The following is a 20,484-nucleotide window of genomic DNA, read 5'->3' on the forward strand; positions in this document are numbered from 1 at the left end:
GGCGCATGACGCCGGAGGCTCAGTTGTGAATCTATGACTTCACAACGGGTGCCCGGTTTCGCGCGTGTGAACTTCCTGCTTCACCTGTGGGTCGTGGACTGGCGACCAGGACGGAGACCGCCCGTGACGACGACCTCCGGCGAGGACACCGGACGCCTCCTCGAGCACTTCGACACCGAGGTGCTCGGCGCCCGGCTGCGCGCGCTGCGCGAGGCCCGCGGGCTGACGCTGCGCGAGGTCGGCGGGCGGCTCGGCATCTCCGCGTCCGCGGTGTCGCAGATCGAGCGCGGCGTCCTGCGCCCCTCGGTCAACCGCCTCTTCGAGCTCGTCACCGCCGTCGACGCGACGCTCGTCGACGTCTTCGGCTCGGGCGGCACCGACCAGGTCGAGCTCTCCGCCCCCGCGCCCGACGGCTACGTCGTGCGCCGCGCCGTCGAGGCCGAGCAGGTCACCCTCGAGGGCGGCGTCACGTTCCGCCGCCTGTCACCGGGCGTCTCGCACGACGTCGACTTCTTCGAGTCCACCTACCCGCCGCACACCGTCGCCGGCCGCCAGCACGAGCTCATCACGCACCGCGGGTACGAGATCGGCACCGTCACCCGCGGCGAGCTGACGGTGGACTTCGCCGACGAGCGCGTCGTCCTGCGCCCCGGCGACACCATCTCCTACGCCTGCTCCAGCCCGCACCGCCTGAGCAACCGCTCCGACGACGTCACCGTCGCCACCTGGGTCATCGTCCACCCCGGCGCTCCCGCCCCGGCCTGACCCGCGGGGCCCGGAGCGTGAGGGCGTCGGCCGGCCGGCATGCGGCCGCAACGCCACGACGCTGCTGCCCGTGCCTCGCGGCGGAGGTCCGGGCAGCAGCGAGCGGGCGACGCCCAGAGCGGTCAGTGACCGGCGAGAGCCGGGCTGGTTCCTGCCTTCATGCCCTGCTCCAGATCAGCCGTTCCTGCGAGGGAGTCGTGCTGGTAGAGATGTCCGCTCTCGGCCTGGAAGAGGATGCGGAAGCCTCCGTCGGAGCTGGCCGCGATGGCGGGGCTCGTGCCGGCCTTCATGCTCTGCCCGGTGTTGCCGCGACCGGCGTCCCCGACGAAGACGAGGTCTCCGGTGTTGGCCTGGAACGCGATCTGGTAGCCGCCGTCCGGCAGGGCTGCGATCGACGGGCTCGTGCCTGCCTTCATGCCCTGACCCAGGTTGGCCGGGCCGGTCGTGGAGTCGTACTGGTAGAGGTCCCCGGTGTTCGCCTGGAAGACGATGCGGAACCCGCCCTTGGGTGACGCCGCGATCGCGGGGCTCGTGCCGGCCTTCATGCCCTGCCCGGTGTTGCCGCGACCGGCGTCACCGACGAAGACGAGGTCCCCGGTGTTGGCCTGGAACGCGATCTGGTAGCCGCCGCCCGGCAGGGCTGCGATCGACGGGCTCGTGCCAGTCTTCATGCCCTGACCCAGGTTGGCCGGGCCGGTCGCGGAGTCGTACTGGTAGAGGTCCCCGGTGTTCGCCTGGAAGACGATGCGGAACCCGCCCTTGGGTGACGCCGCGATCGCGGGGCTCGTGCCGGCCTTCATGCCCTGCCCGGTGTTGCCGCGGCCGGCGTCCCCGAGGAACACGAGGTCCCCGGTGTTGGCCTGGAACGCGATCTGCTGGCCGCCGCCCGCCAGGCTGGCAACCGCCGGGCTTGTCTCGGCGCGCATTCCCTGTCCAAGATTCGCATTTCCCAGGTCGCCCCACTGGTAGAGGTCGCCGGTGTTCGCCTGGAATGTGCCGCGGTAGCCGGTCGTCGACGTGCCGCCGTCAACGACGTTGTTGTACCTCAGTGGCTTGTAGGAGGATGTCGGAGCGCCATCGATCGTCGCCCAGTTGAGGTTGCCCGAAACGTGCTTGACCGGCGTGCTTCCAAATGAGTAGTAGTAGAAGGTGCCTGCTCCCTTGTCGATCCAGCGGTCGAAGAGCAGGGTGTGCCTGCCGGCGATGTTGAGGATGTCGCCGGGCATGAGGCTCGACCGGCTGGGCAGCTGCCAAGAGACGCCAGGCAGCCCGGACGTGGTGAGGCTCGTACCAAGGTTCCAGGCCAGCGAGACGTAGCCCGAACAGTCGCGGCGGTAGGCGCGCCCGTCTGGGCCCGGAGACGACGCGTTCTGGTTGTACTCCCCCGGTTGGTTGTCGACCCAGTACTGGGCTCTCTGGATGATCTCGGTGCGGCTGATCTGACCACCCGGCGTCGATGCCGCTTGTGCAGGCAGCGCGGTGAGCGGTCCCACGACGATCGCCGCCAGGACAGCGAGAGCAAGGGCTATGGACCTCGCGGCCGGGCGTTGTGATCCGGATGGTCCGTGCGTCGAACGAGTGTGCAAGGAAATAGCCTTTCAGTGCGTGAGTTTGTCTGGCACTTGGAGACTACTGACGCGCGCGCGCAGATGTTGCTTATTGGACGAGTGTCCTGCGTGAAGCGACTGCTCGGTCGCAGTATTGACGTTGTCCGACGGTAGCGGTGGGCTGCTCAGTCGAGGCGCTCGGCGACGTCGGCGGGGAAGCCGCCCGTGGCCAGGGGGCCCCAGTGCTCGGGGGTGAGACGCACCAGGCTCTTGCCCTGCAGACGCATCGCGGCGCGGTACTCGTCCCAGTCGGGGTGCTCGCCGGCGATGCAGCGGAAGTAGTCCACCAGCGCGTCCTCCGCCTCCGGCATGTGCAGCACCTGCGCGGACCCGTCGACCTGCACCCACGGGCCGTCCCACTCGTCCGAGAGCACGCACACGCTGACCCGCGGGTCCCGCTCGGCGTTGCGCGTCTTGGCCCGGCCCGGGTACGTCGAGACGACGATCCGCCCCTGCTCGTCCACGCCCCCGCTGACCGGCGAGACCTGCGGGCGCCCGTCGCGACGGGTCGTGACCAGCAGCATGCGGTGCCGCGGCCGCACGAAGTCCAGCAGCGCGGCGAGGTCGACGGGCGTGGTGGTGGCGATGGTGCGTCCCATCCAGGCACGGTACGTCGGGTCGGTGCGAGCGCGCAGCGCGGTGGCGGCTCGCCAGGGCGGCGAAACGAGGTGGGGAGGCGCCATCCGGCATCTGGCATGATGGTTTACGGAGAAAAACCATCGTGGGGTGAGCGCGGCGGAAGGAGGCGTGATGGTTTTCGGGGTCGACCCCGTTCACCAGGCAGTCGTCGAGGTGCTCGATCGACTGGAGCGTGGTGACGCCGCGGAACTTGAGAGCGTCCACGTCGACCTGAAGGAAGAGGCCGGCCGCCGTGGTCCCGGTGGCATCGTCAGGCCAGGGGCGCGCACCAACGAGGCGGCTGCTCAGAAGCTCGCCGCGGAGGCGGCATGCATGGCCAACACGGACGGCGGAGGTGCACTCGTCGTCGGTGTGTGCGACGACGGCTCGCTCATGGGCGCCGAACTCGACGGACAGTGGCTGCGCGAACGCATCTACGCGCTCACCGACCGCCGACTCACGGTGGATGTGAGTGAGGCGCTCGTCCGAGGCGTGCGACTCCTCGTCATCCGGTCGCCGCAGGCCATCGAGCCGGTGCGGGTGAACGGTCGCGTCACCTGGAGAGTGAATGATCGATGCGTCGAGGTCGACGCATCGACCTGGCACGCCCGGCGCATGACACGAGACCGCTACGACTGGTCGGAGCAGAGCTCCCACGTCCCCGTCGACCGGGTGCGACCGGAGGCGCTCAACCTGGCACGCCGGCACCTCGACCGTGCGGGCGGCGCGCGGGAGCTGGACCTGGCGCGTGCCACGGACCACGACCTCCTCCGGCGTCTCAACGTGGTGACGACCGACGGATATCTGACGAACGCAGGCGCGCTGGCGTTCGTCGGGCGCGGCGAGCCCGCTCTTGACTACATCCGACGCGCCGTCGCAGGCGGCGACAGCCGACGCCGCGTGCGTGAGGCTGGGATGTCCCTCCTGGAAGAGATCGAACGTGTCGAGGAGAACGTCGACGCCTTCAACGAGACGAGGCACGTCCAGCGCGGCTTCGTGATCGCGCGGGTTCCCGAACTGCCTGCGGCGGCCGTCCGCGAGGCGATCGTGAACGGCGTCGTCCACCGCGAGTTGGCGTCCGCCGGGCCCACGGTCGTCGAGCACGTCGGTCGCTCGCTGGTCGTGAACTCTCCCGGCGGCTTCGTCGGAGGAGTGACGCCCGAGAACATCATCACCCACCCGTCGCAGCAGCGGAACCGGGCGCTCGCACAGCTCTTCGCAGACCTGCACCTGGCAGAGCGGGAAGGTATCGGCGTCGACCGCATGGTGCGGGACATGATCGCCGTCGGATACCCGCCGCCGAGCATCAGTGAGATCCCAGGACCGTTCGTGCGGGCCGCTCTCGTCGGAGATCCCCTGGACGAGGCATGGATCGGGCTGCTCACCCGTCTGATGCCGAGCGAGGCGCGGAACGAGCTCAACGTCCTGCTCCTGCTGCGTCGACTCGTGGACACCTGGTGGATCGACGTCGCTGCGGCCAGCCCGATCCTGCAGATGAGCGACGTGGAGACGGAGGCCGCGTTGCACAGACTGCGCGGCGTGACCGTCGACGGGCGACCCGTGATCGAGCCGGTCAACGGGACGCCACCTGGCGCACCCGAGGCTTGGCGTCTGGCAGCCCCGACGTGGGCTGTGCTCCAGGAGGAAGCGGACGCGATCGGGGCACCGCGACGCGCGCCGGAACGTGCGGAGGTCGCGATGGCGTGGGCGCGCCACCGGGGGAGGGTGAGCACCACCGAGCTTGGCTCCATCGTCGGAACGAACGCGACGAACGTGAATCGCCTCTTGCAGAGCCTCGAAGAGGATGGCCTTCTCGCGCCGGGTCGGTCCGCGCGGACCGGCCGAGGATTCTTCTACGTGCTGGCTGCCCCAGAAGCCTGACCCGATCGACGCGGACCTACCTGCTGAGCGCGTCCCAGGCGGCGTTGGTGGAGGCGGGGAGCTCGCGGGCGTGCCAGAGCACGGCCTGCCAGGGGCGGGCGCTCTGCGCGGAGACGCCCACGCCGACGACGTCGATGCCTGCCGTGCGGCACGAGAACAGGGCCCGGCGCAGGTGGTAGTCCTGCGTGACCACCACGGCGGCGTCCACGCCGAGCAGGTCGTGGGCGCGTACGCAGCTGCTCACGGTGTCGAACCCCTCGTCGTCGCGGACCACGGCCTCGGCCGGGACGCCGTGCTCGACGAGGTACGTCAGCATGGCGCCCGGCTCGTCGTGGTCGGGGCCGGAGCGGTCGCCGCTGACCAGGACCGTCGTGACGACCCCGCGGTCGAGCAGGTCGACGGCCGCGTCGAGGCGGCGGGCGAGGTACGGGGTGGGGGTGCCGGCGGGTGTGAGCCCGGCGCCGAGGACGAGCGCGACCGGGCGCGCGGGGACGTCGGCCGGGTCGGGCACGACGTACCGCTGGCCGACCGCCTGCACCACCGTGAACGGCGCCAGCGCGAGCACCAGGGCGACGGCGAGGGCGACGAGCGCCCGGCGACGGCGCGCCGCACGCGCCGCCGGTGGGGTGCGGGGCGTCCGGGCGGCGGTGCGGGCCGGGCTCATGCCTCGCCGGGCAGGGCCCGCCGCACCACCAGGCGCGTCCACGAGCCGAGGTACAGCCGGTCGCCGTCCTGCAGCTCGTGGCGCTGACCCGGCGGGATCGGCGTGCTCGGCAGCGGTGCGCCGACGCGGGCCACGTAGGTGCCGTTGGACGACTGCAGGTCCTCCACCCACCAGCGCGACCCGTCGGTGTTGAGCTGGCAGTGCCGGCGCGAGACCCCCGAGTCGGCACCCGCGTCGACCTGGGGCCGGATGTTGCGCGACACCGACGGACGGCCGACCAGCACGCTGCGCTCGCGCAGCGGCACGAGCACCGGCAGGCCCACCGAGGGCATCGGGTCCTCGGGCTGCTGCTCGGCGTACCAGTCGGGGTCGATCCACAGCTCGGCCACCCAGGCGTCCTCGCCCGGCACGCGCGGGGCGGGCGACGGGACCGGTGCGGGCGGGGTCGTCGCCGCGGCGGGCCCGGGGGCCGCCGGGCCCGGGGTGCCGGACGGCGGCGTCAGGGGCGTCGGCGGGTTGAGCGGGGTCGGGGGAGCGAGCGGCGTGGGCCCGGCGACCGGGGTCGCACCGGTCGTGAAGTCGTACCCGCAACCCTCGCAGAACAGCGCCCCGGGCGCGGCGGGCGTGCCGCAGTGGGGGCACGTGGCGGGCGACCCGGAGGTGGTCGACGCTGCGGCGGGCGCGGCCGGGGCGGCGCCGCCGGCGGGCATCGGCGCGCCGCAGACGTCGCAGTAGTCGGTCGACGCGCTGACGTGCCCGTCGGGGCAGACGACCGTGCTCATCGACGCACCCGGCTCGTCTTGGTCGACGCGGTGTCCAGCGCCATCTCGTCGAGCTTCGACGCGCTGCGCTTCAGGCGCACGGTGCCGTGCTCCTCGTCGTCGATCTCGACCACGCGCCGCAGCCGGGACGTGGCCTCGGCGTTGCCGGTCTCCTTGGCGAGCTGCACGGCGCGGCCCAGCTTGACGGTCGCAGTGGCCTCGTCGCCCGCGGCCTTGGCGGCCAGGCCCTCCTGGATGACGTCGGCGAGCTCGGCCTGGCCGGTGTAGTGCGCGACCTCGGGGCTGATCCGGGCCGTCAGCGACGAGTCGTCCGACCAGACCGCCTTGACCAGGCCCGACGCGACGACCTCGTCGGCCACGGCGAGCTGCACGCGCGCGGCGAGCTGCTCCGAGCCCACCGGCTTCGACGGCAGGCGGACGGCCACGTGGTAGTCGCGGGACTCGTCCGCCCACGCCCCGGTGGGGTACGCGCCGATCAGCGGCGTGACCGCCGTGCGCCGGGCCGTGAGGTCCTCGACGGTCGGCGCGACCTGGCGGACGAACAGCACCTGGCCGCCCTGCGGCGTCCACACCCGCAGCTGGGCGTCGGCCACCCCGCGGGCCATCGACGCGGTCAGCAGGTCGCGGAAGTCGTCGGCGATGCCGGCGGGGTCGGCGATGAGCTCGACGCCGCCGAGCAGCGCCGTGGCGACCTCGCGCAGCTCGTCGACCTGCCAGTGCGCGCCCACGCCGCGCGCGTCGCACTGGAACCGGCCCGTGACGTCGCGGATCGCCGCGCTGAGCTCGGACCGCGGCTCGGACTCGTTCTTGCCGTCGGTCAGCAGGATCGCGTGCCGCTGCGTCGCGGCGGGCTGGGTGGCGAAGATCTGGTCGGCCAGCCGCAGCCACGTGCTCATCGCCGTGCCGCCCTGCGCGACGAGCCGCTCCACGGCCCGCTTGCCCTCCGCGCGGGCCCGGGGCTCCATCTGCACGATCGCGACCGGGGCGTTGGGGTACGGGAAGACGCGCTGCGCGACGTGGCTGCCGCCGACGATCGCGAACCACGTGCCGTCGGGGACGTGGTCGAGCGCGACCTGCGCGGCGTGCTTCGCCGCGGCCAGCGTCTGACCGGTCATCGAGCCCGACGTGTCGACCATGATGATCTCGGCGACGCCGCCCGCGGTGGTCGCCGCCCCGCCCACGCCCTCGGCGGTGACCGTGACGATCGCGTGCGCGTCCGTCCCGCCGTCGGGCAGGAACTCGTTCTGGAAGACCTCGGCGCGGAACGTGGCCACGGTGCTGGCTCCTCGGCGGTGACGGTGGGTGAGGACGGACGACGGGCGGGCGGGGTCGGCGGCGACGGCGCCGGTCAGGGCGTCGGCGGCCCTCCTGGGAGGCTACCGGGCGCCGCGCGGTCGAGGCGGGAGAGCGCGACGGTGACGTTGTCGTGGCCGCCCTGCGCGTTGGCCCAGGCGACGAGGTCACGGGCGAGGGCCGCCGGGTCCGGGCCGACCCGGGCCACGGCGGCGCGGACCTGCTCGGCGACCACCTCGGGCGCCGACGCGTAGTTCCACAGCCCGTCCGAGCACGCGAGCACCCACCCGGGCCCCGTGGGGCGCACCGCGACGGTCCGCGCCGTCGTGGTCGGCGCGTCCACGCCCAGCCAGCGCGTGATCGCGTGCGCGTCCCGCGCGGACTCGGCCTCCTCCCGGCTCATGCCCGCGGCGACGCGCTCGGCGGCCAGGGAGTCGTCCTCGGTGAGCTGCGCGGGCGTGCCGTCGTCGGGCAGCCAGTACGCGCGCGAGTCGCCCAGCCACCCGGCGACCACCAGGCCGGGGGAGGCGAGGGCCGCGACGAACGTGCACGACGGCGGGTCCTCGCGCGTGGCCGCGTCGGCCACGGCGTCGCGGACGGCGCGGTCCGCGGCCTCCCCGGCGAGCACCAGCAGCCGCGACCACGCGTCCGGGTCGGGCTCCGGGGCGGGGGAGGCCCCGACGCCGGTGACGAGCACGTCGCGGGCGGCGCGGGCCGCGGCCAGCGCCGCCTTGTCGGAGTCGGGCGCGGAGCCGACCCCGTCGCACACCACGAGCACGTCGACGTCGTCGACGACGCCGAGGGCGAGGGCGTCCTCGTTGCGGCGTCGGCGCACCCCCAGGTCGGTCACGCCGGCGACGTGCGCGGCGGCGCGCTCCTCGTACCTGTCCCGCGCCGACGGCGCCCGGGTGCCGCACGCGAGGCAGTAGCCGTCGGGTGCGACGGCACCGCCGCACGCGGGGCACGCCGCCGTGCTCGGGGCGCCGCCGTCGACGGCGGTCCCGTCGTCCGGCGCGGTCGGCGCCGAGGCCGCCGGTGCGGCCAGCGGCGCGCCGCAGGCCTCGCAGAACCGGGCCCCCGGCCCCGCGCCCTCGCCGCAGGCGGGGCACGTCGTCACGGTCACCACAGCGACCACCGGCGGACGGCGTTGGCGCGGTCCACGAGCGCGACCCGGTCGGCTCGGTCCGGCACGAGGGCCGCCTGCTCGCGCAGCGCACCCTCCAGCGCGGTGCGCAGGTCGCCCTCGGTCGCGGCGGCGCCGTCGAGCGTCACGCCCGGCACCGGCCCGCTCGTGGCGACCACGTCCAGGGCCGTGGTCAGCACCGCCGTGCGCAGCGCCGCGCGGGCCGCGGGGTCGAGCGGCACAGGGCGGACGGAGTCGAGCGCGGCCGCGAGCGACGGCAGGTCCCGGCGGGCGCCGGCGAGCACCTGGGCGCGCAGCAGGCGGGCGTCCGGGTACGAGCTGCGGGTCGCGGTCACCAGGTCGAGCGCACCGAGCGCACCGTCGACGTCGTCCGCCGCCAGCCGCAGCCGGGTCAGCCCGAACGCCGCGGGCGCCGTGTAGTTGGCGTCGGCGTACGCGCACGTCGCGTAGAGCTGCTCGGCCACGAACGGCTCGCCCGAGGTCTCGCACGCCACCGCCAGCGCCAGCTTCGGCGCCAGCTCACCCGGCACCTGCCCGTACACCGCGTTGAACGACGCCCGCGCCGCCACGGCATCGCCCGCCGCGAGCTGCGCCAGCCCCTGCGTCCACACCGCCCGCCACTCCCACGGGTCCTCGGCAAGCACCGCCTCGACGGCCTCGCGCACGACCTCCGGCCGGCCGGCCTCGACGGCCGTGGTCGCGCGCAGCAGGCGCACCTCGACCGTGTCGGCGGGGGCGTCCGCCAGCGCGGCCAGGCGCTGCACGGGGTCGGCCACGTTGACGCCCGAGAGCCAGCCCGCCGCCGGGTCGTCGGGGTCGACCTTGAGGGCCGGCAGCTCGTCCCACGCCAGGGGGCGCTCCACCTGGTCGGTCGTCGGCGGCTCGAACAGCACCGACGCGGCGCTCGTCAGCGGCGGGTCCCCGGCGCCGCGGTCGGCCGCGACGACCTCACGCAGCACGCCCAGCACCTGCGCGCGCATCTCGTCGACCGTCGCGAACCGGTCCGACGGGTCGGGCGCGCACGCCTTGGCCAGCAGCCGGTAGAAGGAGTCGTACCGCGCGAACACCGGGGTGTCCTCGACCGGGGGCAGCGCGGCCACGTACGTCGTGGTGTTGCCGCGGAAGTCCAGCACCAGCGTCGCCAGGGTCCGGCCGATCGTGTAGACGTCGGACGCGACCGACGGGCCGACCTCCGCGACCTCCGGCGCCTGGTACCCCACCGTGCCGTAGATCGCCGAGTGCTCGTCGTCGATGCGGCGCACCCCGCCGAGGTCGATGAGCTTGAGCGCGTCGCCCGCCTGGATGATGTTGTCCGGCTTGAAGTCGCAGTACAGCAGGCCCAGGTCGTGCAGGTACCCGAACGCGGGCAGCACCTCCAGCACGTACGCCAGCGCCTGGTCCACCGGCAGCGGGTCCACCCGCCCGGCGGCCTCGCGCCGGTCCGTCAGCAGCTCCTTGAGGGAGCGGCCGCCGACGAACTCCATGACGGTGTACCCGTCGCCGTCGTGCTCGACGAAGTTGTAGATCTCGACGACCAGCGGGTGCTCGACGCGCGCGAGGAACTGCCGCTCCGAGATCGCCGCCTGCACCGCGTCCGCGTCGCCCGTGTTCAGCAGGCCCTTGAGCACCACCCACCGGCCCGAGACGTTGCGGTCCCGCGCCAGGTAGATCCAGCCCATGCCGCCGTGGGCGAGGCAGCCGACGACCTCGTACTGCCCGCCCACGAGCGTGCCGGGCGCCAGGCGCGGGTCGAAGTCGAACCGCGCCCCGCACTGCGCGCAGAAGCCCTGGGTGCGCGCGGGCACGCCCTCGCGCCCGCGCCCCACGGGCTCTCCGCACGCCGCGCAGAACCGCTTGCGCTCGGGCACCTGCGGGTCGGCCATCACGGCCTGCAGCGGGTCCGCCACGGGGGCCGGCGGCACCGTCGTCAGGCCCGCGCCCAGGCGGGCCCGGCGCAGGCGGGTCGACGACGTGCCCAGCCGCCGCGTCGCACGCGTGCCCGTCGCCGTGGTGCGGGCCGACCCCAGGGCGGCCGACGCCAGCCGGGTCGAGCTCGTCCGCCCGGTGCGGGTGGACCGCTCGGCGTCCGGGTCGCCGGCGGCGCCCGGGGTCGGCACACCCGCGGCGATGCCGGTGCCGAGCATGGACGACGGGGTGCGCGCGGCACCGGTCGCCGTGCCCGTGGTGGCCGTGCTGGTGGTGCCCGTGCTGGTCGACGCCGCGCCGGCGGGTGCGGGCGAGCCGCACACGTCGCACCAGCCGTCCTCGTACCGGCCCGTGCACCCGGCCTCGCGGCAGGCGGTCGTGCTGGTCATCGGGCTCCTCCTCGTCCGCCCGGCAGCGGCCGGGCGAGGTGCTCGTACTGCTCGACGAGTGCGCGCGCCAGGTCGACGTCGCAGGGGGTGGTCTCCACGGCCGTGCGCGCCTCGTCGTGCGCGGCGCGGACCGTCGGCGACGCGTCCCGGCCGTTGCCCGCCGCCAGCGCCACCGCCTGGCCCAGCCGGTAGCGCAGGCGCGCCCGCTCCCGCAGCGGCTCGGAGTACGCCTCCTGGGCGGCGTCCAGCGCGCGCCGGACCGCGTCGAGGCGTGCCACGAACGCGTCCAGGCCGGCACGGTCGTCCGGCACCGGGCCCAGCCGCGAGACGTCCGGCACGGCGTTCCGCGGCGGGTGCGCGACCTCGCGGCGGCACCGGTCGGCGAGCTCGTGCAGCGCGGGCTCGCGGGCCTCCAGCGCCGCGGCCGTCGCCAGCGCGTCGGCCCGCACCCGGGTCAGGGACCGGCGCTGCGACACCGCGACCATGAGGTCGCGCTCCGCGTGCGCGACCCGCGTCTCCAGCTCCGCGAGCGGACCGGACACGTCGCCGCCGCGCGCCGCCTGCGCCGACAGCCGCTCCTCGCGCTCGCGCAGCGCCGCCAGCCGGCCCACCGCCTCGCCGTCGCCGGACGCGAGGTCCTCCGCCCGCACCAGCGCCGCCCGCAGCCCGCGCAGCCGCCCGACCACGTCCGCGGAGTCCGGGTCGAACGCCAGCCGGGTGCGCAGCGCCGCGACCATCGCGTCGCACAGCGTCACCGCCTCCGGCAGCGACACCGCCGACGACCCCGGGCGGGTGTCGACCCGTCCCCAGACCAGCTGCGACATCCGCTCGCGCTCCACGGCCGTCACCCGGCCGTCGTCCCACACCTCCAGCAGCTCGTCCGCGCGCGTGCGCACCGACTGCCACACCGTCAGCGCCAGCACCACGTCCGGGGTGTACCGCTCCGCGTCCGTCGCCGCCTGCGCCGCCGTGTCCAGCGCGTCCAGGCGGGTGCGCCGGTCGTCCAGCCACGCCAGCAGGCCGTCGAGGTACCGCATCAGGTCCGCCGCGGGGGCCGCCTCGCCCAGACGACCCGGGGCGACGGGCGCGACGACCTCGCTCGCGGCAGCCACGGCCGTGCCGCTCACGAGCGCCCGTACACGGACGCCGGCGGCGCCGGTGCCGGGCCGAGCGCGTCGCCGAGCCACCGGTCGTACGTCCGCTCCCACGTGCCGTCGGCCTTCGCCGCGTCCAGCACCGCGTTGACGTACCGCACCAGGTCCACCTGGTCGGCCGCGACGCCCAGGCCGTACGGCTCGGCGCTGAACGCCTCGCCGACCACCCGCGCGTACGGGTCCTGCGCCACGAACCCGGCCAGCACCGTGTCGTCACCCGTGATCGCGTCGACCCGGCCCTGCTGGAACAGCGCCAGGCACGCCGAGTGCGTCGGCGCCCCCACGGCCTCGACGTCGTACGCCTCCAGGCGGTCCAGCGTCGTCGTGCCCTCCGGCGCGCACACCCGCTGCCCGTCGAGGTCCTCGATGCCCGTCGCCTCGGACTCGGTGCTCACCAGCACCTTCTGCCCGGCCGTGAGGTACTCGGCCGAGAACGCCACGTCCTGCCACCGCTCGCACGTGATGCTGAACGCGCGCGCCACCAGGTCCACCTCGTGCGCCTCCAGCAGCGGGATCCGGTCCGCGGCCGTGATGACACGGAACGTCACCGCGTCGGCGTCGCCCAGCAGCTCGTGCGCCACCAGGCGCGCGACGTCGATGTCGAAGCCCTCGATCTGCCCCGTGAACGGGTTGCGGGCACCCATCTGCAAGGTGTCCGCCGAGACGCCCACCACCAGGGTGCCCCGCTCGCGGATCTCGGCCATCGTGCTGCCGGCGCCGACGTCCGTGCCGGACGTCGGCGCGTACGACGTCGTGGCGTCCTCGCACTCCTCCGCCGCGAGCACCGGACCGGCCTGGGGTGCCTCGGCCGCCGCGGGCGCTGCCGCCGGGGCCGCGGACGGGCCGGCCGCGCAGCCGGTGAGCACCAGTCCCACCAGCAGGGCCGCCGCGACCGTGCGTGTCGTGCGTGCGCTCACCGGTACTCCTCCCGTCGGGCCCGCAGGCCGGTCCACGCCAGCACGGCACCGACCACGCCGAGCCCCGCCGCGAGCCACCCGACGGCCAGCCCGCCGGGGCGCAGCCCGTCCGCGACCTGGGTGCCCCCGGCCGCCACGGCGTCGGACAGCGCCGCCGACAGCTCGTCGAACAGGGCCGGCGGTGCCTGCGGCTCCTCGCTCGTCACCAGGGCGACGGCCCCGTCCCAGTCGCCCGCGTCGTCCAGCACCCGCACCTCGCTGTGCCCGGCGAGCCACGCGTCGAGCAGCGCGGGCGTCGTCGGGTCCAGCCGCACGCCGTCGGTCTCGAGCGCCGTCCGGGCCTGCGCGACGCTGCCCTGGAAGGACTCCTCGTACTCCGCGCCCGAGCCGCGGCGGATCAGCGTGAACGCCTCGCGCGAGCGGGCGTCGTTGACCAGGGCGAACGCCTGCGACGTCGCGACCGTCGCGGCGTACTCGTCGTCGTGCACGCTGCTCGCGCGCGCCGCCGCGGACCCGGTGGCCGCACCGGCCGCGACGCCCGCGACCAGCACGGCCAGCGTCGCGCCCAGCAGCCCGAGGTTGACCCGGCGCCGGGTGCGCCGCGCCACCCACACCTGCACCGCCAGCAGCACGACCAGCGCGAGCACCGTGACGGCCACCACCAGCGGTGCGGCGGTGCGCACGGCGGCGAGCTCGGCGTCGACCCGGTCCTGCTCGGCGGCCACCAGCACGTCGAGCGTCGGCACGACGTCCTCGCGCAGCACCGTCGACGCCTGCTCCAGGTACGCCGACGCGACCGGGAAGCCCTGCCGGTTGTTGGCGCGGGCCTGCTCGACCAGCCCGGTGTACGTGGTCAGGTCCGCGGTCACGGACGCGAGCTCCTCGGCCCCGTCCGGCCCGCTGGCCGCCAGCCGCGCCAGCGCCTGCGCCCCGGCGTCGACCGACGCGTCGTACCGGGCCCGCAGGTCCTGCGGCTCGAGCCCGCCGACGAGGAACGCGGTCGTGGCGGCGGCGTCGGCCGCGACGAGCTGGTTGCGGGCGTCCTGCAGCCCGACGAGCTGCGCCGCGGAGTCGCGCGCCTCGTCGAGGGCCGCGACCTGGCTGGTGACGGTGGTCAGCGCGAGCAGACCCGTCAGCGCGGCGACGACCGCCGCGGTCGCGCCCCACACCCGCAGGCCCCCCGGCGTGGACCGCCACCCGCTCGTCGGGTGCCCCGCCGGGGCGCCGCCGGGCGCGGCGGGCGGGGACGTGGTGGCCACGGTCGTGCTCACGCGGGCTCCTCGGTCGGCGGGACGGGCAGGTCGGGCGCGACGTCGGCGACGTCGGTCGCGAGGTCCTCGGGCAGCAGCGTGCGCAGCTGCTCCACGGTCGGCGCCTCGACGTCGCGCAGGCGCCACGCGTGCCGCAGCACCGCGCGGTCCAGCAGGTTCCGCGCGAAGCGGCCGTTGCCGAACCCCTCGTGCCGGGGCTGCGCGGCGGCGATCTGCTCGACCAGGTCCAGCGCCGCGTCGGACGGCTCGAAGTCCGCACGCCGCGCGGCCAGGGCGAAGATCTCGCGCAGCTGCGCGTCGGTGTAGTCGTCGAACGTCACCGTCGTCGCGAACCGGCTCTGCAGGCCGGGGTTGGTCAGCAGGAACCGGGCCATCGGCACCGGGTAGCCGGCGACCACCACCACGAGGTCGTCGCGGTGGTCCTCCATGTCCTTGACCAGCGTGTTCACGGCCTCCGTGCCGTACTGGTCGTCGGCCAGCGCGTACGCCTCGTCGATGAACAGCACCCCGCCGAGCGCGCGCTGCACCACCTCCGTCGTGCGGGTCGCCGTCTGCCCCAGGTAGCCCGCCACCAGCTCGGACCGGTCGACCTCCACCAGGTGCCCGCTGCTCAGCAGCCCGAGGGCGCGGTACAGCCCGGCGACCAGGCGCGCGACCGTCGTCTTGCCCGTGCCGGGGTTGCCGACGAACACCAGGTGACGCGTCAGCGACGGCCGGGTCAGGCCCGCGTCGGTGCGCAGCCGCTCGACGCGCAGCACCTGCGCCTGCTGGCGGATCTCCTTCTTCACCGCGTCGAGGCCGACGAGCGCGTCGAGCTCGGCCAGCAGCTCGTCGTACGTCTTCTCCGGCGGCGCGGGCTCCGCCACGCGTGCCGCAGGTGCGGGTGCGGCGGGCGCGCCGACCGGGCGCGCGGCACGCGACGGCCCGGCAGCGCCCGTGCCCCCGGGGGCGGCCGCGCGCTGCACCGCCGCCGTCACCGACGCCGTGGCGACCACCTGCAGGTCGGGCGTCCCCAGGTCGCACGCGGCCGAGACGAGCACGGCCAGCGCGTCGGCGTACGCGGGTGCGTGCGGCGAGGCGTCCGCGACGAGCGCGCCCAGCAGGTCGGTGGGCGCGTGCCGCCACCGCCGCGCCGAGCCCGCCGCGGCGAAGAACCCCGTGAGGTCGTCGTCGCGCCGGCCCACCGCCGCGGCCCACGCGACCGCGGCACCCGGGGCCGACTCCGCGACCGCCGCGGCCAGCCGCTCGCCCTCGTCCCGCACCGCGTCCGGCGCCAGGCCCGCGGCGGTCCCGGCGGCGACCAGCGCGTCGAGCGACGCGGCGAGCGTGCTCACGGCGCACCCGGCCCGGGCTGGTCCAGCGACGACTGCCCGAACGTGTCCGCCAGGAACTGCCCGTGCGCGACCAGCGCCTGCGCGTCCGCCCGGTACACCGCGTCGCTGATCTTCTCCAGCGTGACCGCCAGCAGGTCGAGCTGGTCGCACAGCAGCATCAGCGACGTCTTCCCGCGCGAGACCACCCGCCGGTCGGCGAAGTCCCGCGGCAGGCGCAGGTACCCCTCGACCGCCTCGGGCAGGTAGCTCGTGGCCGTCGCGACCACCGTGTACGCCTGCCGGTCGCCGACCCCGAACCGGTCCAGGCGCGGCACCATGTCCTCGACCGTGCCGGTGATGCGGTGCACCCGCGCCGTCACCGCCGCGGGCACCCGGCCCTCGATGCGGGCCTCGACGTCGCGGACCGCATCGGCGATCTGCTCGGCCGTCGGCGGCGGGTCCTCCACCACCACCGGCGCGCGCGAGCGCCCGAGCAGGCGCGCGACGAGGTCGCCCAGCGCGCTCACCTGACGCTCACCGCCTGCTCACGCCCGTCGTCCCGCCGGCGGCTCAGCGCAGGCCCAGGTCGAGCGACCCGCTCGCGGCGCCGGTCTGGTCCCCGCGCGAGACGCGGTCCAGGTACTGCTTGGCCTTCGCCGTCTCCGTCTCCAGCACCCCGACGGTCTGCGCCATCGAGTCCAGGGCCTGCACCTTGAACGTGTCGATCGAGTCCATCGCGGCGAACACGTCGGCGAACGACTGCTGCAGCTGCGGCAGCCCGACGGTCGCGCTCGCGGCCTGCTGCTGGATCGTCGCCGACTGCTCGCGCAGCAGCTTCGCCGTCGACGCGATCATGTTCGACGTCGTGGTGTTCAGCGCCGTGATCTGGTCGAGCACGAGCTTCTGGTTGTTCAGCGCCTGGGCCACGAGCACGGCGGTGCGCAGCGCGGAGACCGTGGTCGTCGTCGCCCGGTCCACGCCCTTGATGAGCTCGAGGTTGTTCTTGATGATGATGTCGATCGCCAGGTACCCCTGGATCGACACCGCGAGCTGCGTGAGCAGGTCCTGGTGCTTCTGCCGCACGTAGAACAGCACGTCCTCGCGCAGCGCCCGCGCGCGCTCGGGGTCCGCCACCTCGGCCTGCGCGACCGCCGCCGAGATCTGCGTGTCCAGCGCCGAGGCCACGTAGATGTACTGGTTGAGCCGCCCCATGGTGTCCCACAGGTTCTGCTTCTCCAGGTTCAGCGCCGCGTTGTCCTTGCGCAGCTCGTCCTGCCCCCGGTAGAGCGCGTTGACGATCGCGTCGATCTGCTTCTGCGAGCTCTCGTAGCGGCGGAAGTAGTCGGTCAGGGAGTCCCCGAACGGCAGGATGCCGAGCAGCTTGCGGCCCACCGTGCGCTCGGACGGGTCGAGGTCCTCCACGGTGCGGCGCAGGTCCAGCAGCGACTTGCTCACCTGCGACGTGCCGGACACCCCGCCCTCGCGCAGCGCCCGCACCGGCAGCTGCAGCAGCCGGTTCGACGTGTCGGCCGCGGCCCGCACGTCGGAGTCGCCCATCATCCGCACGTCGTCGCCCTTGGCCGCGAACTCCGGCGACCCCGCCTGCGCCTGCTCCAGGCTCGCCACGTACGCCGCGACCTTGGCGTCCAGGCCCGGCAGCGCGGCCGGGTCGACGCGCGGTGCCATCGCCGGTGCGTCGTGCGTGGCCACCGGCGCGACGGGCGCGGGTGCCTCCAGCGCGAACGCGGCGCTGGGCGCCGGCGGCTGCAGGGGCGTGGGCTCGGTCATCGACGGTCCTCCCGGGAGCGCTCGCGGCGCGCGTGCCGTCGGACGCCGACGGCCCTGGTCACGCTACCGGAACGCCCGGTCGCGAAGGTCGCAACGCCCGGCCGCCGGCGCCGGTTCCACCCGGTCGTGCGGGCGGGTGCCCGCCGCGGCCGCCGCGCCGCGGCCCTCCGGCTCTCCGCCCGCGGCGAACACGCGCCTGTGCGGGGGTGGGCCGCCGTTAGCATCGAAGCCACGCCGCCCTGTCGGCACCGCAGCGACCTCCTGACGTGCGGTGCGAACCGGGGCTCGTCGCTCGTGAGGAGTGCACATGTTCGAGAGATTCACGGACCGAGCCCGCCGCGTGGTCGTCCTCGCCCAGGAAGAGGCGCGGATGCTCAACCACAACTACATCGGCACGGAGCACATCCTGCTCGGGCTCATCCACGAGGGCGAGGGTGTCGCCGCCAAGGCCCTGGAGTCGCTCGGCATCTCGCTGGAGGCGGTGCGCGCCCAGGTCCAGGAGATCATCGGCGAGGGTCAGCAGGCCCCGTCGGGGCACATCCCGTTCACGCCGCGCGCCAAGAAGGTCCTCGAGCTGTCGCTGCGCGAGGCGCTGCAGCTCGGCCACAACTACATCGGCACCGAGCACATCCTGCTCGGCCTGATCCGCGAGGGCGAGGGCGTCGCAGCCCAGGTCCTCAACAAGCTCGGCGCGGACCTCAACCGGGTCCGCCAGCAGGTCATCCAGCTCGTCTCCGGCTACCAGGGCAAGGAGCCCGTGGCGTCGGGCGGCCCCGCCGAGGGGCAGCCGTCGGGGTCGGCCGTGCTCGACCAGTTCGGCCGCAACCTCACGCAGGCGGCCCGCGACGGCAAGCTCGACCCGGTCATCGGCCGGGCCAAGGAGATCGAGCGGGTCATGCAGGTGCTCTCGCGCCGCACCAAGAACAACCCGGTGCTGATCGGTGAGCCGGGCGTCGGCAAGACGGCCGTCGTCGAGGGCCTGGCGCAGGACATCGTGCGCGGCGACGTGCCGGAGACGCTCAAGGACAAGCAGCTGTACACGCTGGACCTCGGCGCCCTCGTCGCCGGCTCCCGGTACCGCGGCGACTTCGAGGAGCGCCTGAAGAAGGTGCTCAAGGAGATCCGCACGCGCGGCGACATCATCCTGTTCATCGACGAGATCCACACGCTCGTCGGGGCCGGTGCCGCCGAGGGTGCGATCGACGCGGCGAGCATCCTCAAGCCGATGCTGGCCCGCGGCGAGCTGCAGACCATCGGTGCGACCACGCTCGACGAGTACCGCAAGTACGTCGAGAAGGACCCGGCCCTGGAGCGTCGTTTCCAGCCGATCCAGGTCGCCGAGCCGAACCTGCAGCACGCGATCGAGATCCTCAAGGGCCTGCGCGACCGGTACGAGGCGCACCACCGCGTCTCGATCACGGACGCCGCCCTGGTGGCCGCCGCGACGCTGGCCGACCGGTACGTCAACGACCGGTACCTGCCGGACAAGGCGATCGACCTGGTCGACGAGGCGGGCGCGCGCCTGCGCATCCGCCGCATGACGGCCCCGCCGGAGCTGCGCGAGCTGGACGAGGAGATCGCCAACACGCGCCGCGACAAGGAGTCGGCGATCGACGAGCAGGACTTCGAGAAGGCCGCGCGCCTGCGCGACCAGGAGAAGCAGCTCGGCCTCAAGCGCGCCGAGAAGGAGAAGGCCTGGAAGAACGGCGACCTGGACGCCGTCGCCGAGGTCGACGAGGAGCTCATCGCCGAGGTGCTGGCCAACGCCACGGGCATCCCGGTGTTCAAGCTCACCGAGGAGGAGTCGAGCCGGCTGCTGCGCATGGAGGACGAGCTGCACAAGCGCGTCGTCGGCCAGGAGCAGGCCATCAAGGCGCTGTCGCAGGCGATCCGTCGCACGCGTGCGGGCCTCAAGGACCCCAAGCGCCCCGGGGGCTCGTTCATCTTCGCCGGCCCCACCGGCGTCGGGAAGACCGAGCTGGCCAAGGCCCTCGCCGAGTTCCTCTTCGGGGACGAGGACGCGCTGATCCAGCTCGACATGTCGGAGTTCTCGGAGAAGCACACGGTCTCGCGGCTGTTCGGCTCGCCCCCCGGCTACGTCGGGTACGACGAGGGTGGCCAGCTCACCGAGAAGGTGCGTCGTCGGCCGTTCTCGGTGGTCCTGTTCGACGAGGTCGAGAAGGCCCACCCGGACATCTTCAACTCGCTGCTGCAGATCCTCGAGGACGGTCGCCTGACCGACTCGCAGGGCCGCGTGGTCGACTTCAAGAACACCGTGATCATCATGACCACGAACCTCGGCACCCGGGACATCGCCAAGGGCGTCCAGACCGGCTTCCAGGCCGGCGGCGACCTGTCGACGTCGTACGAGCGCATGAAGGCCAAGGTCAACGACGAGCTCAAGACGCACTTCCGTCCGGAGTTCCTCAACCGCGTCGACGACACGGTCGTCTTCCCGCAGCTGTCGCAGCCGGAGATCTTCGCGATCGTCGACCTGATGATCGCCAAGCTCGACAAGCGTCTGCGCGACAAGGACATGGGCATCGAGCTCACCCCGGCGGCCAAGAAGCTGCTGTCGGAGAAGGGCTACGACCCGGTCCTGGGAGCCCGGCCGCTGCGCCGTGCGATCCAGCGGGAGATCGAGGACGCGCTGTCCGAGAAGATCCTGTTCGGCGACCTGCGCGGCGGCCAGCTCGTCGTCGTGGACGCCGAGGGCGAGGGGATCCTCGGGGAGTTCACGTTCCGCGGTGTCGACCGTGCCGTGACGCCGAAGGAGCCGATCGGTGTCGGCGCCTCGTCGGGCACGCCCGGCTCGGGCGCGGACGTCCCGCCGGCCCCGCCCGCCGCCCACCGCGGCGACGGTGGCACGGGCCTGTCGCCCGCCTGACGCCCCGCAGCACCCACGGCCCCGGCCCCCGCGAGGGGGACCGGGGCCGTCGGCCTTCCCGCCTGCGGCGATCAGCGGTGCGGGC

The 20,484-nt window shown here is 74.3% G+C and carries 16 protein-coding genes; 3 read left to right on the forward strand and 13 right to left on the reverse strand.

Annotated features, from left to right (window positions below; genetic code table 11):
* The first annotated feature begins 123 nt into the window (after positions 1-123).
* Complete coding sequence (locus FBY24_RS09695; RefSeq protein WP_222117227.1) at positions 124-765, forward strand: helix-turn-helix domain-containing protein; 642 nt, start codon at positions 124-126, stop codon at positions 763-765.
* 122 nt (positions 766-887) lie between these two features.
* Here the strand turns inward: FBY24_RS09695 and FBY24_RS09700 are convergent, their stop codons facing one another.
* Positions 888-2,258: a hypothetical protein gene (locus tag FBY24_RS09700; protein WP_142160141.1), complete on the reverse strand. Its 1,371-nt coding sequence runs from the start codon at positions 2,256-2,258 to the stop codon at positions 888-890.
* Positions 2,259-2,497: 239 nt separating this feature from the next.
* Positions 2,498-2,971, reverse strand: a complete 474-nt coding sequence (locus FBY24_RS09705; protein ID WP_142160143.1) for a PPOX class F420-dependent oxidoreductase — start codon at positions 2,969-2,971, stop codon at positions 2,498-2,500.
* A 151-nt stretch (positions 2,972-3,122) separates the two neighbouring features.
* On the opposite strand from FBY24_RS09705, the gene FBY24_RS09710 reads away from it, so the two are divergent.
* Positions 3,123-4,871 (forward strand): ATP-binding protein, encoded by a 1,749-nt coding sequence (locus tag FBY24_RS09710; RefSeq protein WP_142160145.1) that lies wholly within the window; start codon positions 3,123-3,125, stop codon positions 4,869-4,871.
* 16 nt (positions 4,872-4,887) lie between these two features.
* Here FBY24_RS09710 and FBY24_RS09715 read toward each other — a convergent pair whose 3' ends face one another.
* The 11 genes from FBY24_RS09715 to FBY24_RS09765 all read right to left on the reverse strand — a co-directional run bounded on the left by FBY24_RS09715 (position 4,888) and on the right by FBY24_RS09765 (position 17,512).
* Positions 4,888-5,535, reverse strand: a complete 648-nt coding sequence (locus FBY24_RS09715; protein ID WP_142160147.1) for a vancomycin high temperature exclusion protein — start codon at positions 5,533-5,535, stop codon at positions 4,888-4,890.
* On the reverse strand, positions 5,532-6,317 hold the full coding sequence (locus tag FBY24_RS09720) for an FHA domain-containing protein (RefSeq protein ID WP_142160149.1): 786 nt from the start codon (positions 6,315-6,317) through the stop codon (positions 5,532-5,534). The genes FBY24_RS09715 and FBY24_RS09720 overlap by 4 nt, the downstream gene beginning before the upstream one ends.
* The gene (locus FBY24_RS09725; RefSeq protein WP_142160151.1) at positions 6,314-7,591 is read right to left on the reverse strand and encodes a VWA domain-containing protein; all 1,278 of its coding nucleotides are present in this window, start codon (positions 7,589-7,591) and stop codon (positions 6,314-6,316) included. The genes FBY24_RS09720 and FBY24_RS09725 overlap by 4 nt, the downstream gene beginning before the upstream one ends.
* A gap of 74 nt (positions 7,592-7,665) precedes the next feature.
* Complete coding sequence (locus FBY24_RS09730; protein WP_255432321.1) at positions 7,666-8,733, reverse strand: PP2C family serine/threonine-protein phosphatase; 1,068 nt, start codon at positions 8,731-8,733, stop codon at positions 7,666-7,668.
* Complete coding sequence (locus FBY24_RS09735) at positions 8,730-11,069, reverse strand: serine/threonine-protein kinase (RefSeq protein ID WP_142160155.1); 2,340 nt, start codon at positions 11,067-11,069, stop codon at positions 8,730-8,732. The genes FBY24_RS09730 and FBY24_RS09735 overlap by 4 nt, the downstream gene beginning before the upstream one ends.
* Complete coding sequence (locus FBY24_RS09740; RefSeq protein WP_142160157.1) at positions 11,066-12,196, reverse strand: hypothetical protein; 1,131 nt, start codon at positions 12,194-12,196, stop codon at positions 11,066-11,068. Before FBY24_RS09740 ends, FBY24_RS09735 begins: the two co-directional genes overlap by 4 nt.
* A complete protein-coding gene (locus FBY24_RS09745; protein WP_142160158.1) occupies positions 12,193-13,140 on the reverse strand; it encodes a glutamate ABC transporter substrate-binding protein in 948 nt (315 codons plus the stop codon). The genes FBY24_RS09740 and FBY24_RS09745 overlap by 4 nt, the downstream gene beginning before the upstream one ends.
* On the reverse strand, positions 13,137-14,411 hold the full coding sequence (locus tag FBY24_RS09750) for a hypothetical protein (RefSeq protein WP_142160160.1): 1,275 nt from the start codon (positions 14,409-14,411) through the stop codon (positions 13,137-13,139). The genes FBY24_RS09745 and FBY24_RS09750 overlap by 4 nt, the downstream gene beginning before the upstream one ends.
* Positions 14,408-15,745 carry an AAA family ATPase gene (locus FBY24_RS09755; RefSeq protein WP_142160162.1) on the reverse strand — a complete coding sequence of 446 codons (1,338 nt, stop codon included), beginning with the start codon at positions 15,743-15,745 and terminating at the stop codon, positions 14,408-14,410. The genes FBY24_RS09750 and FBY24_RS09755 overlap by 4 nt, the downstream gene beginning before the upstream one ends.
* Positions 15,742-16,251, reverse strand: coding sequence for a hypothetical protein (locus FBY24_RS09760; RefSeq protein WP_142160164.1), 510 nt, complete (start codon positions 16,249-16,251; stop codon positions 15,742-15,744). Before FBY24_RS09760 ends, FBY24_RS09755 begins: the two co-directional genes overlap by 4 nt.
* A 43-nt stretch (positions 16,252-16,294) precedes the next feature.
* A complete protein-coding gene (locus FBY24_RS09765; protein WP_142160166.1) occupies positions 16,295-17,512 on the reverse strand; it encodes a toxic anion resistance protein in 1,218 nt (405 codons plus the stop codon).
* 307 nt (positions 17,513-17,819) lie between these two features.
* Here FBY24_RS09765 and FBY24_RS09770 point away from each other — a divergent pair, with 307 nt between their 5' ends.
* Positions 17,820-20,399: an ATP-dependent Clp protease ATP-binding subunit gene (locus FBY24_RS09770; RefSeq protein WP_142160168.1), complete on the forward strand. Its 2,580-nt coding sequence runs from the start codon at positions 17,820-17,822 to the stop codon at positions 20,397-20,399.
* The last annotated feature ends 85 nt before the right edge of the window (positions 20,400-20,484 follow it).

This window comes from Cellulomonas sp. SLBN-39 (assembly GCF_006715865.1).
Classification (GTDB): domain Bacteria; phylum Actinomycetota; class Actinomycetes; order Actinomycetales; family Cellulomonadaceae; genus Cellulomonas.